Origin of the sequence: Melittangium boletus DSM 14713 (assembly GCF_002305855.1) — a bacterium.
GTDB classification, from domain to species: Bacteria; Myxococcota; Myxococcia; order Myxococcales; family Myxococcaceae; genus Cystobacter; species Cystobacter boletus.
In genome coordinates this window covers 6,677,044-6,691,713 of sequence record NZ_CP022163.1, presented here as the reverse complement: position 1 = coordinate 6,691,713, position 14,670 = coordinate 6,677,044, and the positions used below count along the sequence as shown (strand labels likewise).

The following is a 14,670-nucleotide window of genomic DNA, read 5'->3' as shown; positions in this document are numbered from 1 at the left end:
TGCGGGCTCGAACTCGCCAGAAATGCACCTTGAGGCTCCGTAGATTACGCTTCGAACATGTCTCGCAAGCTGGTTCCTGGCATCTACGAGCAACTCATCACGGTTCCGCTCGAGCAGCAGCTACACAACATACCCTCCGAACTTGTCCATCGGGAAGAGCTTGATGGCGAGGACGCGGAAGTCCTACTCGCCCGACACGTACATGGAGAGGTGCGCCGAGCACTCCGCATGGTCAAGGGCGGCGACGAGAAAGCAGGGATTGCCCGACAAGTCGCACTGGTTAACAGGCTCCTCGCTCAACTCCACCGAGACGCAGGGCTGGAGTTTGAGGCGGAAATCGCCGGTACACACGAGGTGCTACTCGCATTGATGCAGCGTCCCGAGGTCCCGGCACCTCCCACACCTCCAAAACGGCCCGAGATTCCACTCAGCGCAAGTGCACTCCTGGTCAACGGTTCAACCCAGCCCCGTATCGGTACGGAATTGCTGCACGAGTTAGACTCTGCGGATGCCGTGGACCTACTCTGCGCATTCGTGAAATGGCAGGGGTTTCGTGTGCTGGAGCCCGGTTTGCGAACTCTTCGCGAGAAGGGCTGTCGCTTGCGTGTGCTGACGACCACGTATATGGGAGCCACTGACCGGCGTGCATTAGATGCGTTGGTTTCATTGGGCGCGGAGGTTCGTGTGTCCTACGAGACACGAACTACGCGACTCCATGCCAAGGCATGGCTCTTCCACCGGCCAACAGGCTTCTCCACAGCATATATTGGCTCATCCAATTTGTCGCGCTCCGCCTTATTGGATGGATTGGAGTGGAATGTTCGTGTGGCGGCAGCGGAGCAACCCCACATAGTGGAGACCTTTCGCGCTACGTTCGACGCCTATTGGGAGGATGCCTCCTTTGAAGCTTATGAGCCCGCGAGAGATGCGCCGCGCTTCGATCGAGCGATCGCTGTTGAACGGGGTCAGGAGGGAGAAGTCGAGATTGTGGGTCTGGAAGTGCGACCGTTTGAGCATCAGCGCGCCATGCTGGAGCGACTTGATGCAGAACGAACACTTCATGGTCGATGGAAAAACCTAGTGGTTGCAGCAACCGGGACGGGGAAAACAGTCCTCGCGGCCCTGGACTTCGGACGGCTGCATAAACAAGGGCGAGTGAAATCGCTGCTTTTCGTCGCCCACCGCGACACAATCCTGAAGCAAAGCCTTCATACATTCCGTAGCGTTCTGCGAGACGGGTCTTTCGGCGAGCTTTACGTCGGTGGAGATCGTCCAACAGCCTGGCGGCATGTATTCGCCTCTGTGCAGTCGCTAGCGCATATGGATTTATCCCAATTGTCGTCAGATCGCTTCGACATGGTAGTGGTCGACGAGTTTCACCACGCCATGGCAGACACCTATGTTCGCCTCCTCTCTCACTTATCGCCCAAGGTCTTGGTAGGACTAACGGCCACGCCGGAGCGAATGGATGGGCAGGATGTAAAGCAGTGGTTTGACGGGCGCATCGCAGTGGAACTGCGGTTATGGGAGGCGCTCGATCGAGGTCTGCTGTGCCCCTTCCAATACTTCGGCGTGCATGACGACGTAGACGTGTCTCATGTAGCCTGGAAACGAGGTGGGTACGATCTTGGCGAACTGAGTCAAGTGTACACAGGCAATCAATTGCGCGCCCAAAAGGTGCTCGAAGAGGTGCGCCAGCGCATCGCGGATGTGGGGCAAATGCGTGCCTTGGGTTTTTGCGTCAGCATTGCACACGCCGAATTCATGGCTCGCCAGTTTTGTGAGCATGGCATCCCGGCCGCTGCGATTTCTGCGCGCACCCAGGCGGAAGGGCGGAACAAAGCGTTGCGTGCACTCCGGCAAGGGTGTGTCAACGCACTCTTTGCTGTGGATCTGTTCAACGAGGGCCTTGACATTCCCGAGGTGAACACGGTGCTCTTTTTGCGACCAACCGAGAGCGCCACGATTTTCCTGCAACAACTCGGTCGTGGCCTGCGCCATAGCGACGACAAGCCCTGCCTGACCGTGCTGGACTTTATCGGACAGCAGCACTCTCGCTTTCGCTTCGACACCCGTTTTCGGGCCCTGACTGGGGCCTCCCGTCGTGAACTGGAGCGACAGGTGGAACAAGGCTTTCCGTACTTGCCCTCAGGTTGCCATATTGCGCTGGACCGTGTAGCCACGAAGCTCGTCCTAAACAACGTGCGCCAAGCACTGAACGTTGGGTGGCGAGGTCTGGTAGCGGAGTTGCGTGGGCTGGGAAACATTGGGCTTGCCAGTTTTCTCCGTGAGACAGGCATTGAACTGGAGGATTTGTACCGCGGAAACAAGCGGGGATGGGCGGGACTGAAGCGGGACGCGGGCTTGGCAGACTCTGAAGCAGGCCCGCACGATGCAAAGCTGGCAAGTGCCATTGGACGACTGTTACACATGGACGACGCGGAGCGGTTACCATTCTACCAGTCCATGCTAAACCACCCCACCCCGCCACGAATCAAGAGTCTGTCTCCACGCGAGCATCGGCTCCTCTGCATGTTTCATTTCGCCCTCTGGGGAGCAAATGAGCCATTGGCTCGCTTGGAACTCTGCCTTGGGCAACTGTGGTCCGAGCCCGGACGACGAAAGGAATTGCAAGAGATTCTGCCGTTGCTGTCCGAGCGACGAGAACGCGTCACTCTGCCATTAGACTCAGCCAGGGTCCCTCTACAAATTCATGGCCACTACAGTCGTGATGAGGCATTGGCTGCCTTCGGGGTGGACAAACCCGCGTCCGTGCGGCAAGGCGTGAAGTGGGTTGAGGCAGAGCAGGCAGATCTTTTATTTGTGACACTCCGAAAGACAGAGCGACATTACTCGCCGACGACGCGCTACCGGGACTACGCGATTTCGTCGAGGCTCTTTCATTGGGAGTCGCAGAATGCGACAAGAGAGACATCTAAGACAGGTCAGCGCTATATTCACCACACTGAGAGAAGCAGTTCTGTGCATCTCTTCATTCGCGAGGCGAAAGAGGGGCTTTTGGGTGCATCACCTTATCTGTATGCGGGGACTGCTCGGTATGTGCAGCATGAGGGGGAGCAACCAATGGCCATCATCTGGAGGCTAGATCACGAATTGCCTCCAGACATGCTCGATCGCGCCCGGGTGGTGGCTGCTTGAGGGATGAGCCTCCCCCTTGTACTACTTGGTCGTTTTGCACTCACTCCGAAGGAAATTCCCCTCGATTACCGGCCTCACGAGGAAAGAGCCCGGGTAGTACGAGCAGGCTGCCGAACAAGTCAGGATAGAGCCGCCTCTGGCAGGGGCCACATGGTTCTCGCAGAATGGGGCAAGCGCAGGTAGAGCAACCCCATCTCGGAGAACATCCTCACGCCTTGGGCTGCTTCTTGGCGCCAGCGCCCTTCTTGTGCGTCTGCGCATGCCGCCCAGTCGCCTGGGCCTTCTTCACGCCGTGGTCCTTCTGGGGAGGTCCAGGATCCTTCTGGGCCGCGTCGCGCCGCGCCATCTCCGCCTGGAAGATGGGGTCCTCGCGCGGCACCTCTCCCCGAGGAATGTTCGAGCGCATCACCCGCTCGATCTTCTCCGTCATCTGCCGATCCTTCGACGTCACGAAGGTGGACGCCCGCCCGCTCGCCGAGGCCCGTGCCGTCCGGCCAATCCGATGCACGTAGTCCTCCGGCGCGTGCGGCAGGTCGTAGTTGATGACGTGGCCCACGTCCTCCACGTCCAACCCTCGCGCCGCGATGTCCGTGGCCACCAGGCAGCGGTAGGTGCCGTCCCGGAACGCCTGGAGCGCCTGGTTGCGCTGGTTCTGCGTCCGGTCCGCGTGCAGCACCCCGCACCGGAGCCCCGCCCGCTGCAACGCCTTGTGCACCTTGTCCGCCCGCTCCTTCGTCCCCGCGAACACCAGCGCCGTTTCCTCGTCCCGCGCCAGCAAGGTGAGCAGGAGCGCCCCCTTCTCCTCGGGCTTCACCACGTACAGCCGTTGCTCGGCGCGCTCGGCGGGCGTGCCACTGCGCGTCACCTCCACCCGCACCGGTTTGTGAAGCTCCTCCCGGGCGAAGGCGCTCACCTCCGGGCCCAACGTCGCGGAGAACAGGAGCGTCTGCCGTTTCCGGGGCAGCGCCGAGAGGATCCGCTCGAGCTGTTCCTGGAAGCCCATGTCGAGCATCCGATCCGCCTCGTCGAGCACCAGCGCCCGCAGCTGAGTGAACTCCACGAGGTGCGAGCGCAGCAGGTCCACCAGCCGCCCGGGCGTGGCCAGCACCAACGTGGGCCGGGCCTCGAGCACCCGGGCCTGCGCCGCCATGTCCTCGCCGCCAATGACCACCGCGTGCGACACGCCGCGTGAGTCGCCGAAGAAGCGCACCGTCTCGGAAATCTGCTGCACCAGCTCCCGCGTGGGCGCCAGCACCAAGCCGAGCGTCCCCTCCTGACCCGCGAAGCGCTCCACCAGCGGGAGCACGTACGCGGCCGTCTTCCCTGTCCCCGTGGCGGCGCAGCCGATGACGTCCTGGCCCTCCAGCGCCGGGGGAATCGCCTTCGCCTGGATGGGCGTGGGCGCGGAAAAGCGCGCGCGACGCACCGCGTCGAGGGCTTCTGGGGACAGGCCGAGCTGGGCGAAGGTCGTGCTCACGGGGCCGGGGTACCACGCCCCCATCGCCGGAACCATCGGACCGTTCATTCCGTCTCCTGGGAACACGCACCCGTTCCATCCCGGCGAGCCGCCAGACAAGCCACCGCCCGTCTCCGGCTCTCCGGAAGGAACACCGAGCGACACCCTCCTCTCCACTCCCCGTCCTGATGGCCCCTCTGGACTGACGTCCCCACACCCCGAAGTTAAATCCATCCTCACAAAATGAATCGGGATTCATCGAAATGGCTCGTCACGCTGTCGGTGACGTTCGGCACCCTCATGGGCGCCATCGACTCGTCCATCGTCAACGTGGCCATGCCCCAGCTGCGCAGCGCCGTGGGGGCCACGGTGCAGGAAATCACCTGGACCACCACGGGCTTCGCGCTCGCCACGGTGATGGTGATGCCGCTCACGGCCTTCCTCGGCCGGCTCTTCGGCCAGAAGCGCGTGTACCTGGCGTGCCTGGGACTCTTCGTGGTGGGCTCGTTCCTCTGCGGGCTCGCGTGGAACCTGCCCTCGCTGGTGCTCTTCCGGGCGCTGCAGGGGTTTGGGGCCGGAGCGCTCCAGCCCACCGAGCAGGCCATCCTCCGGCAGACGTTCCCGCCCAAGGAGCAGGGCATGGCCATGGCGCTCTTCTCCATGGCGGTGATGGTGGGGCCGGCCATCGGACCCACGCTCGGGGGCTACATCGTCGACAACTTCCACTGGTCGTGGATCTTCTTCATCAACGTGCCCGTGGGCATCCTCGGCTTCTTCATGGTGGCGCGCTTCGTGCGCGAGCCGGAGGACGTGCTCATCGCCAACCGCCTCGAGGGCGAGAAGCAGCGCGAGAACCTGGACTGGCAGGGCATCCTCCTGCTGTGCGTGGGGCTGGCGGCGCTGCAGTACCTGCTGGAGGAGGGCCAGACGAACGACTGGTTCGAGTCCGCGGAGATCGTCGTGTGCGCGCTGGTGGCGGGCATCTGCCTCGTCGCCTTCGTCATCCGCGAGCTCACCGCCGTGGCGCCCGTGGTCAACCTGCGCCTGTTCAAGGATCCCATCTTCGCCTCGGGCACGGTGCTCAGCGCGCTGATGTTCTCCATCCTCATGGCGAGCATGTTCCTGCTGCCCATGTTCATGCAGGAGCTGCTGGGCTTCACCGCCACGCAGTCGGGGCTCGCGCTGATGCCACGCACGCTGCTGATGCTCGCGATCATGCCCATCATCGGGCGCGTCTATACGCGCTTTCCGCCGCAGCTCTTCATCTCGGTGGGGCTGGCCATCACGGGCCTGGGCGTCTACCAGATGAGCCACTTCAACCTGGACACCGGTACCCATAACATCATCGCCGCCATCCTGATGCAGGGCCTGGGCTTCTCGATGATGCTCGTGCCCCTGTCCACGGTGGCGCTCTCGCGAATTCCCCGCCACCGGCTGCCGGATGCCACGGGGCTCAACTCGCTCTTGCGCCAGATTGGCGGCTCCATCGGGCTGGCCATGTTCGCGACGCTGCTGTCGCGCTACGGCACCCAGGCCACGGCGGCGCTCTCCGTCCACCTGACGCCCACCCGCCCCGAGGTGATGGAGCGGCTGGCCCAGTTGCGCGGCGGCTTCATGGCGCGGGGCATGGATTTCACCGCCGCCCAGGAGACCGCGCTGCGGATGCTCTCGGGCCTCACCGCGCGCCAGGGCCTGGTGCTCGCCTTCGACAAGCTCTTCCTGCTCGCGGCCCTGCTCTTCCTGCTGGTGCTGCCGCTCGTGCTCTTCCTCAAGGCGCCGCCGCGAAGCGACGGGCCGCATGAAACCCCTCATATCGACGTGGAGATCTGAACCATGGCCTCGACCGTGACGCAGTTGGTGCAGGAAGAGCCGGGAGCGGCCGCCGAGGCCGCCCAGGCGAGCAAGAAGGGACGCCGGGGCTTCCTCGTATTCGGCGTCCTCGTGGCGGTGTTGCTCCTGGGCATCGGCGGCTATCGGGTCGCCACGCGGGGAGAGGAGACGACGGACGCCGCGCAGGTGGAGGCGGACGTGGTGCCCCTGGCCACGCGCGTGAGCGGGCCGGTGCTGCGCGTGCGCGTGGTCGACAACGCCCTCGTGCACAAGGGCGATGTGCTGGTGGAGATCGATCCGCGCGACTACGCCGCCCGGGTCAAGCAGGCGGAAGCGGAGGTGGAGTCGGCCCAGGCCCAGGCCCAGGTCGCCGATGCCCAGGCCACCGTGGCCGAGGCGGGCGCCAAGGGTGGATTCTCCAGTGCCCGGGCCCTCGTCACCTCATCCAGCGCGGGGGTGAGCAGCGCCGAGGCGCAGGTGTCCGTGGCCCGCGCGGCGCTCGCCCGAGCCGAGGCGGACGCCCATCGCACCACCCTGGACCTCGAGCGCACCCAGCAGCTCATGGACGCCAAGGCCGTGTCCCAGAAGAGCTTCGACGACGCGAAGAGCGCCAATGAAGCGGCCCAGGCGGCCCTGCAGGGTGCCCGCGCGCAGCTCTCCGCCGCCGAGGAAGGCCGGCGAGTGGCCCAGAGCCGGGTGGCCGAGGCCCAGGGCCAGTTGGATCAGAGCGCCCCCATCGACGCGAAGATCGCCGCGGCCCGGGCCAGCGCGGCGCTCGCCCACGCGCGGGTGAAGTCGGCCGAGGCCCAGTTGGAGCAGGCCCGCTTGCAGCTGGACTACACGCGCATCGTCGCGCCCGCAGACGGGCAGGTGTCCCGGCTGTCCATCCACGAGGGGCAACTGCTCTCGGCCGGGCAGATGCTGGGCGAGTTCGTCCCGCCGCGCACGTACGTGGTGGCCAACTTCAAGGAGACCCAGGTGGGCCACATGCACGCGGGCCAGCGGGTGACGGTGCGGCTGGACGCCTTCGAGGGCGAGGCGCTGGAAGGCACGGTGGAGAGCCTGTCGGGCGGAACGGGCTCGCGCTTCTCGCTGCTGCCTCCGGACAACGCGTCCGGCAACTTCGTGAAGGTGGTGCAGCGCATCCCCGTGCGCATCGCGTGGACCCATCCACCCCAGTCGCTCGAGCTGCGCGCCGGCCTCTCCGCCGAGGTCACCGTCCACACCCAGCCGTGAGCGCGTGTCAGGTTCTCCGCGCCCCCCGCGTCCCTCCCGCCGGGCAGGCCCCATCGGACCTCGTGGACATCCGTCCGGGAGGCGCCGGGTCACGGGCCTTCCCTTCCTGGTAGCCGACGAGGCCGGGGTTCAACTCCCCAACGGAAGCTCCGGGAGCCAGCGCCCACGGGCGCACCGCGCGACACGGCCCTGTGGGTGGAAAACCCCCGCCGCGCCGGCGGGGTTCCCGGAGCCGACGTCTCCTCGTCCACGAGGTGGCACGCGCATGGACGTTCTTCCGGGGTCTGTCTTTCCGTGGGTGCTCGGGGCCGCGGCCCTGGGCGTGGGGGTGGCGCGCTCGCTGATGCGCCAGGTGCTCGTCCCCGAGGGCTATACCGCCCTGCTCTACCGTCATGGGCGCTTCGTGCGCGTGCTGACGCCGGGGGCGTGGTGGCGGTGGCGCCGGGGGCTCAGCTACCAGCACGTGGACATGCGCCAGCGCTCCCTCCCCGTGCCCGGCCAGGAAGTCCTGAGCCAGGAGCAGGTGGGCCTCAAGGTGAGCCTGGCGGTGCGCTTCGCCGTGGTGGAACCCGCGCGGGCCCATCACTCGGTGCAGAGCTACACGGACACCCTCCATCTGGCCGCCCAGCTCGCGCTGCGCGAGGAGGTGGCCCGCCACACCGTGGAGGAATTGGTGTCCGGGCGGGTGGAGCTCGGCCAGAGGATGCGCGAGCGCGTGGCCGCGGAGGGGAGCGCCATCGGGCTGTCGGTGACGTCGGTGGAGGTGAGGGACGTGATGCTTCCGGCGGACCTGCGCCGCGCCTTCGCCGAGACGCTCAAGGCCCGGAAGGAAGCCCAGGCGCGGTTGGAGAAGGTCCGGGGCGAGTCGGCGGCCCTGCGCAACCTGTCCAACGCGGCCCGTCAGGTGGAGCGCCAGCCGGAGTTGCTGCGGCTGCGCCTCCTGCAGACCCTCGGCGACGCGAGCACCACTCCCGGCACGACGTTCGTCCTGGGAGTGGGCCCGGAGCCAGCGTCCCTCGTGCGGGGGCGCCCCGCCCGGAAGGCGAAGAAGAAGAGCGCCCCGGAGTCCGGGACGCCCTGAGCCCGTCCGTCAGTCCTTGACGGGCGTGGCCTTGAGGGCGGCCTTGCCCTCCTTCACGTACACCTGGAAGCGCACCGTCTTGCAGGCGTACTTCTGCACGAGCTGCTCCTTGTTCTTGCGCAGCTTGGCCACGAACTTGTCGTACGTGAGGCCATCCTGGGCCTCGCCGCACTGGTCACGCGTGACCACGAACTCGCGGAAGACGTCCTGGAAGTGCTGCTCCTCGGAGAGGGCCACCGCGCCCGCGCCCACGGGCGGAGGCGTGCTCGCCGGGGGCGGCACCGCCATGTTCATCACCTGCTTCGGGACGCCCATGAAGGGCGTGGGCGCGGCCATGCCCGGATGACCCGACGGCGGAGGCACCGGCAGGTTGACCTCGGCGGTCATGGGACGGGCCGAACGCGCGAGCAGCTCGCTGGGAATCGCCGCCACGCGGGTGGTCTCGGGCACCTCGTCATCACCGAAGGCCGAGGGCGGAAGCCCCGCCTGCGCCGCGGCGGCCGCGAACGGGTCCGCCGCCTGCTGCAGGGAGTAGGCCGCGGTGGGGTGATCCTCGAACTCGAACGCGTTCTTGCGAGGCGCCGCCGGAGGCACGTTCGCGCCCGGAGCCGCGGTCGGGAACGGGAAGGGCTCCGCGCCCAGGGCCGCGAAGGGATCCTTGCCCGGCACGGTGGGCGTGGCGAAGGGATCCTGCACCGGCGCCGCCGGCGAGGGGAACGGGAAGGCATCCGCGGTGGGGGGCGGCGCCGAGGCGTAGGACGGATCCACGGGAGGCGGAGCGGCCGCGTAGCTCTCCCGCACTGGAGGAGGAGGCGCCGCCGGGAACGGGAAGTCATCCACGCCCACCGAGGGAGGCTCGGCGTAGGCGGGCTCCACGGGAACCGGGGGCGGCGCGGAGGCCGCGAACACGGGAGCGGGCTGCGCGACCGGAGCCGGAGCCGGCTGCTTCGGGCCCTTCTTGCCGGAGGACGCCTCGGCCGGAGCGGGGGCCTTGCCCGAGCCCATCACCAGCGTCCACACGAGCGACAGACCCAGCACGCCCAGGAGGCCGAAGACGGCGCTCTGCTGGTAGTCCGCGAGCGAGGTCATGAAGGGCCGCACGCTGGTGACGGCCACGGCTTCCAGGCCCTCGCCCAGCAACTGGCGCGAGCCCACGGCGAGCGGCGCCTGTCCACCCAGCGAGTCCTTGCCACTGGTGAGCAGCGGCAGCCACACCTGGGGCAGCTGGGGCAGCAACAACCGCACCCCACCGCGCCGCACCACCTGGCCGGACTGGCCGACGATCAGGGCCTTGCGCCCCTCCTCCGCCAGCTCCGGCTGCGAACCGGCGACGCCCAGCACCGTGTCGCCCTTGACCACCGTGAGCGCGGCGACACCGGAGGACAGGGCCGCGGTCTCGAGCACCTGGGGATCGAACAGCGGCGCGCCCACCACCAGGGTCGCGGCCACGTCCGAGCGGCCGCCCTCGGCGTTCCACAACACCGGGACGGAGTAGAAGACATGGGGCACGCCGAACGCGTCCTGCACGTGTCCCTCGCCGCCCACCTTGAGGAGCGCGCGCGGATCGAACTGCTCATCCGACTGGGGCTCGCCCTCGGCCCGCGCGTACAGGGCGCCATCCGGGGTGAGCAACGCGAGCACGAGCGAGCCCTTGAGCGGCTCGGGCACGAGCTCGGCGGCGGCGGTGCGCAGGGCCGCGAAGCGCTCGCGCGTGGGCGGCTCGACGATGCGGATGCCCTTGCCCTTGGGCAGCGGCTCCACCCGGGGCTGCACGGCGGTGGCCACGTCGGTGCTCGCGGCGAGCGCGAGCGCGAGGCGCTGCAACACCGAGCGACGTGCTTCCAGCGCGCGAGCCACCTCGGAGATGGCCGCGGTGGCGGGCGCCGAGGCACCTTCCACGACCCGGGCACTCAGCGGACCGGACACCAGAGGCAGATGAGCCACTCCCAATCCGAGGACCAGGAGCGCGAAGACGAGAAACTTTAGGCGGACCATCACCGACCTTTAAGCCCGGGGTGGAAGCGCGGTTATAGCGTCCACGGCTTGGACCCAGCAAGAATCGGTCGGTGTCCGCCTGGGAGCCCGGACACCAGGCGAGGAGCCCGGGCTCCAGCGCCCGCGCTAGAAGCGCACGTCCTGCGGCAGCCCGTCGGTGCGGATGTCCTGGCGCTTTTCCACCGTGCGCTTGATGGTGTTCTCCAACCGGTCACGCACCGAGTCGATGGCGGCGAACATCGTCTCCGCCGCCTCCGAGACGTAGATGGCCGAGAAGCCCGGCATGCGCACCGTCACCCGGCACTCCTGGTCCACGCCTCCCTTGGGCCCATTGATGTCCACCAGGGCGATGTCGATCTCGGCCGCTTCGCTGTCGAGGTACTTGGCGATGGGGTCCACCAGATGCCGCTTGGCGTAATCCCGCAGCGAATCCGTCAGCCCCAGATGGACTCCGCGCATCAACACCTTCATGCGTTACCTCCCTTTGTCTCCCTAAAGTGCTCAGCCGGGGCGCGTTCGGTGAGGGAGCGGTGGGCGATGGGATCGCCGCCCGCCTCCTCGGCCGCTTCACGAGCGGCGAAGCGAGGTGGGGGCGTGGATGTTTTCGGAGGGATGGGGGGTTAGCCATTCGCATGGGCGAGCGAATCGGAGAGCGCATCAAGGTGCTGCTGGTGGAGGACGACGGTGACAGCCGGGAACTCCTCGCGGAGCTTCTCGAGATGGACTTCGACGTCATCACCGCGGTGGACGGCGTCGCGGGGCTCCAGGCCTTCGAGGATGATCACCCCGACGTGGTCATCACGGACGAGTCCCTGCCCCGGATGTGCGGCACCGCGCTCGCGCACGAGGTCAAGAGCCGGGAGCCCAAGACGGGAGTGGTGTTGGTCTCCGGATATACGGACGTGGACGCTGGCTGCTGTGACGTGGTGCTGCGCAAGCCCGTGGATGTCGAACGTTTGTCAGCCGTCATTGGAAGCCTGGGGGAGGCAGCCAGGCATTGAGGTAGGGCGTGCTAACTTCGCGCCTGGTTGCCAGGTTGTGTTCCTGGAGGGAGGCACGATGAAGTACTGCATGCAGTGCGGTTCCGAGTACCAGGATGGCGTGGCGGAGTGCGCGGACTGTCCCGGGAGCGCGTTGGTGGACGCGGAGACGATGAACCAGCGCCACATCCCGCTGCCAGGCGAGAGCGACACCCGGAAGTTCGTCCGGGCGGCCACCGCCGAGGATCCGTTCACGGCGGAGGACTATGTCCGCCTCCTGGAGATCCAGAACATCCCCGTCTTCATGCGGCCGCGCCGCGCGGGCGTGGTGGACGTGCTCACCACGGGCGCGTTGGAGCCCTGGTACGAAATCATGGTCGGCGAGGAGTACCTCGAGCGCGCCGTCCAGTTGCTCGCCCAGGAGAAGCGCCAACTGGATGACACCTCCGAGGACGCGGCCCTGGCCGCCGAGGAGGAGGAGCGGGAAACGGAAAGCAGTGTCCCGCCCGGCGCGCCCTGAGCGCACTCACTCCGAGTGGACGAGGGCCCCGCTGCTCGGCGCGGGCTCGAGCGCCTCGAAGAAGCTCACGCCGGTGACCTTCCACTTGTCGTACTTCGCGTTGCGCGCGAGGAAGCCCTCCAGGTCCTCGTCCACCACCCGGCCGGTGCCGTCCAGGCCCCGCCGCGCGTGCCGCAGCCACGTGCGCTTGCCCTTCTGCACCACGAAGCCCAGGTGCGTCACCCGCGTGGCCTTGTAGGGCATGTCCTCGCGCAAGACGATGAGGATGCTGCCCGAGGGCACCCGCCGGGCATGCGTCATCACCCGCTCCAGGGGAATCATGTCCAGCTCGAACATCCCCTGGACCTGACGCTCCTTGGGCAGGCCCAGCGCCATCGAGGAGGGTGACTTCCACGAGAGCGCGGTGAGCGTCTTGTTCACCCGCACCGTGTCCGCGCCGCCCACGCTCCGCGTCACGTCCAGGAGGAAGCCCTTGCGCTGATTGTTGGGCAGCCACTGCGCTTCCATCAGGTGGTTGCGCTCCTCGTACGTGGGCGCGTTCGCGTAGCGCAGGCGCTCGAGCAGGCCCGCGACCTCCTCCTCCGAGCGCGCCAGACTCATCGCCAGGGACTGCTCCACGAAGGTGAGGCAGTCCACCGCGTCCAGCCGGAAGGTCGGATCGGGGTCCACCCCGTCGCCCTCGCCCAGCGGCGAGTGCACATAGGGCGTCCCCAGGAAGCGCTCGCTCACGCGCAGCAGCCGCTCGGGGAGGGGCCGCCCCACGTCTCCGGCGATGAACTCCGCGCGCTCGCGCTCGCTGAGCGACGTCCACCCCGTGGGCACCCGGGACATGAGGTGGGGGGGCACCACGGCCGGAGCGGAGGGCGGCGGAGGGGCCGGCGTGGCCACCTGCGCGAGCAGCGCGGACAACAGGACGGCCAAGGTCACTTCGCCACTCCCGCCGCGCGGAGAAGGGCCTTGCGCTGGTCATCCGCGAGCTGGAGCGTCTCCAGCTCCTTCTCGTAGATGAGCTTGTCCGTGCCGTTCGCGTTCCACGAGGCGAGCACGAGCCACGACAACATCGTCTTGTCGCCGCCCTGCGAGAGGATGCGGGCCGCGCCCGCCGCGAGCGTGCGATCCTTGTCCTCCAGCAGCGGACGGAGCGCGGCCTCGGACTGCTTCTGGGGCACCCCCTCGTAGAGGGCCAGGCCCTGGCGGCGCACGTGCTTGTCCTCGGAGGACAGCAGCTTGCGCGCGAAGGCGAAGCCCTCGGGGGCACCCAGGAGGCACAGGCCCCGGGCGGCGGCGAAGCGCGTGGTCTCCGAGCTGTCATCGAGGAAGGCCTTGAGGACGGGCACCTGCTTCTTGTCCCCCGCGGCGCCCACCGCCTCCAGCATCAGCACGCGCGTCTGCATGTCGGACTCCGTGCGCGCCGCGTTCACGAGCGGAGCGCCCACCCGGGGGTTGTGGGTGGCGCCCAGGGCCCGCGCCGCCTCCCGGCGCACGCCGAGGGACTTGTCCTCCAGCAGCGGCAACAGCACGTCGACGCGCGGGGAGCGCACCTTGCCCAGGCCCTGGGCCGCGTACATGCGCACCGCGCCGTCGTCGTGCCCCGTCAGACGCAGCAGGGTGGGCTCGGCCGCGCGCGTCTCCAGGCCCGCCAGCACCGCCGTCACGTCCCTCAAGCGCCGCGGCTCCAGCACCGCGGGAAGGGCCCGCTCCAGCAACTGCGCCGCGTAGGCCTCCTCGCGCAGGGTCCGCAGACGGGAAATGGCGGCGGGGACGGCGATCCCCCCATCGAGGATCTCATCGACGAGCCCTTCGGTGGCCGAGCGGCGCTCCATGCGCTTCTGCACGGACGGAGGAGCGGCCTCGACGGCGGGAGCGGCCAGGGCGAGCAAGAGAAGCAGACGGACAGGCGGGAGTCTCACGGGGTGTGAGGATGGCAAGCCCCGCTCGGGGCTGTCAAAAACGTCCCCCGCGTCCGCTTCCTTCCCGCCCGGCCCCCTCCCCGCCCCGATTCTTGACCCCCTCCGAGGCGATTGATACGACCGCCTCCAGTGTCTTCCAGCCTTTACGACGAGGCCCCTTCCATGAAGCGACTCCTGGCAGTGGTGGCTGTGGCGGGCGCCTTGAGCGGCTGCGGCCCGGTGAAGTCCACCTCGCACCTGCTGGACGCCGAGGTGCAGATCCAAGCGGCCCGCACCGCCGGCGCCGAGAAGCTCGCGCCCTACGAGTGGACGGCCGCCAATCTCTACATCCACAAGGCCCGGGAAGAGGTGAGCTTCTCGGACTACCAGGCCGGCGTGGACTTCTCCGTGAAGGCCTCGCGCTTCGCCAACGAGGCGCGTGAAAAGGCCCTGGCCGTGGCCAACGAGAGCGTCGACAACGCTGAATCCATGAGCCTCCCCACCCCCAGCCCCTGACGCAGGGA

12 protein-coding genes are annotated in these 14,670 nt (G+C 67.6%); 7 read left to right on the top strand and 5 right to left on the bottom strand.

Annotated features, from left to right (window positions below; genetic code table 11):
* Positions 1–57 precede the first annotated feature (57 nt).
* Entirely contained in the window at positions 58–3,159 is a 3,102-nt protein-coding gene (locus MEBOL_RS27965) for a DEAD/DEAH box helicase (protein WP_095980312.1), read from the top strand.
* Positions 3,160–3,367: 208 nt separating this feature from the next.
* Here the strand turns inward: MEBOL_RS27965 and MEBOL_RS27960 are convergent, their stop codons facing one another.
* The gene (locus tag MEBOL_RS27960; protein ID WP_095983049.1) at positions 3,368–4,636 is read right to left on the bottom strand and encodes a DEAD/DEAH box helicase; all 1,269 of its coding nucleotides are present in this window, start codon (positions 4,634–4,636) and stop codon (positions 3,368–3,370) included.
* Between the two features lie 222 nt (positions 4,637–4,858).
* Between MEBOL_RS27960 and MEBOL_RS27955 the strand changes: the two genes are divergently transcribed.
* The 3 genes from MEBOL_RS27955 to MEBOL_RS27945 all read left to right on the top strand — a co-directional run bounded on the left by MEBOL_RS27955 (position 4,859) and on the right by MEBOL_RS27945 (position 8,762).
* Positions 4,859–6,445 (top strand): DHA2 family efflux MFS transporter permease subunit, encoded by a 1,587-nt coding sequence (locus tag MEBOL_RS27955; RefSeq protein WP_095980311.1) that lies wholly within the window; start codon positions 4,859–4,861, stop codon positions 6,443–6,445.
* A gap of 3 nt (positions 6,446–6,448) precedes the next feature.
* Complete coding sequence (locus tag MEBOL_RS27950; RefSeq protein ID WP_095980310.1) at positions 6,449–7,681, top strand: HlyD family secretion protein; 1,233 nt, start codon at positions 6,449–6,451, stop codon at positions 7,679–7,681.
* A 265-nt stretch (positions 7,682–7,946) separates the two neighbouring features.
* Positions 7,947–8,762, top strand: coding sequence for a slipin family protein (locus MEBOL_RS27945; RefSeq protein ID WP_095980309.1), 816 nt, complete (start codon positions 7,947–7,949; stop codon positions 8,760–8,762).
* A 9-nt stretch (positions 8,763–8,771) separates the two neighbouring features.
* Here MEBOL_RS27945 and MEBOL_RS27940 read toward each other — a convergent pair whose 3' ends face one another.
* Both MEBOL_RS27940 and hpf read right to left on the bottom strand, forming a co-directional pair.
* Complete coding sequence (locus MEBOL_RS27940; protein ID WP_095980308.1) at positions 8,772–10,757, bottom strand: MXAN_5187 family protein; 1,986 nt, start codon at positions 10,755–10,757, stop codon at positions 8,772–8,774.
* Positions 10,758–10,883: 126 nt separating this feature from the next.
* Positions 10,884–11,228, bottom strand: coding sequence for a ribosome hibernation-promoting factor, HPF/YfiA family (gene hpf / locus MEBOL_RS27935; protein ID WP_095980307.1), 345 nt, complete (start codon positions 11,226–11,228; stop codon positions 10,884–10,886).
* 161 nt (positions 11,229–11,389) lie between these two features.
* Here hpf and MEBOL_RS27930 point away from each other — a divergent pair, with 161 nt between their 5' ends.
* Together MEBOL_RS27930 and MEBOL_RS27925 are read left to right on the top strand one after the other, a co-directional pair.
* The gene (locus MEBOL_RS27930; protein WP_095980306.1) at positions 11,390–11,758 is read left to right on the top strand and encodes a response regulator; all 369 of its coding nucleotides are present in this window, start codon (positions 11,390–11,392) and stop codon (positions 11,756–11,758) included.
* Positions 11,759–11,816: 58 nt separating this feature from the next.
* Positions 11,817–12,257 (top strand): putative signal transducing protein, encoded by a 441-nt coding sequence (locus MEBOL_RS27925; protein WP_095980305.1) that lies wholly within the window; start codon positions 11,817–11,819, stop codon positions 12,255–12,257.
* 6 nt (positions 12,258–12,263) lie between these two features.
* Here the strand turns inward: MEBOL_RS27925 and MEBOL_RS27920 are convergent, their stop codons facing one another.
* A complete protein-coding gene (locus tag MEBOL_RS27920; protein ID WP_245918910.1) occupies positions 12,264–13,184 on the bottom strand; it encodes an N-acetylmuramoyl-L-alanine amidase-like domain-containing protein in 921 nt (306 codons plus the stop codon).
* Positions 13,181–14,185 carry a HEAT repeat domain-containing protein gene (locus MEBOL_RS27915; protein WP_245918908.1) on the bottom strand — a complete coding sequence of 335 codons (1,005 nt, stop codon included), beginning with the start codon at positions 14,183–14,185 and terminating at the stop codon, positions 13,181–13,183. Before MEBOL_RS27915 ends, MEBOL_RS27920 begins: the two co-directional genes overlap by 4 nt.
* A gap of 144 nt (positions 14,186–14,329) precedes the next feature.
* Between MEBOL_RS27915 and MEBOL_RS27910 the strand changes: the two genes are divergently transcribed.
* Complete coding sequence (locus MEBOL_RS27910) at positions 14,330–14,662, top strand: DUF4398 domain-containing protein (protein WP_095980304.1); 333 nt, start codon at positions 14,330–14,332, stop codon at positions 14,660–14,662.
* The last annotated feature ends 8 nt before the right edge of the window (positions 14,663–14,670 follow it).

What these genes read in the sequence shown, in the direction of transcription:
- hpf (WP_095980307.1), bottom strand. Translation starts at nt 11,228, where the DNA reads ATGAAGGTGTTGATGCGCGGAGTCCATCTGGGGCTGACGGATTCGCTG.
- MEBOL_RS27925 (WP_095980305.1), top strand. Translation starts at nt 11,817, where the DNA reads ATGAAGTACTGCATGCAGTGCGGTTCCGAGTACCAGGATGGCGTGGCG.
- MEBOL_RS27945 (WP_095980309.1), top strand. Translation starts at nt 7,947, where the DNA reads ATGGACGTTCTTCCGGGGTCTGTCTTTCCGTGGGTGCTCGGGGCCGCG.
- MEBOL_RS27955 (WP_095980311.1), top strand. Translation starts at nt 4,859, where the DNA reads ATGAATCGGGATTCATCGAAATGGCTCGTCACGCTGTCGGTGACGTTC.
- MEBOL_RS27965 (WP_095980312.1), top strand. Translation starts at nt 58, where the DNA reads ATGTCTCGCAAGCTGGTTCCTGGCATCTACGAGCAACTCATCACGGTT.
- MEBOL_RS27950 (WP_095980310.1), top strand. Translation starts at nt 6,449, where the DNA reads ATGGCCTCGACCGTGACGCAGTTGGTGCAGGAAGAGCCGGGAGCGGCC.
- MEBOL_RS27910 (WP_095980304.1), top strand. Translation starts at nt 14,330, where the DNA reads ATGAAGCGACTCCTGGCAGTGGTGGCTGTGGCGGGCGCCTTGAGCGGC.
- MEBOL_RS27930 (WP_095980306.1), top strand. Translation starts at nt 11,390, where the DNA reads ATGGGCGAGCGAATCGGAGAGCGCATCAAGGTGCTGCTGGTGGAGGAC.
- MEBOL_RS27940 (WP_095980308.1), bottom strand. Translation starts at nt 10,757, where the DNA reads ATGGTCCGCCTAAAGTTTCTCGTCTTCGCGCTCCTGGTCCTCGGATTG.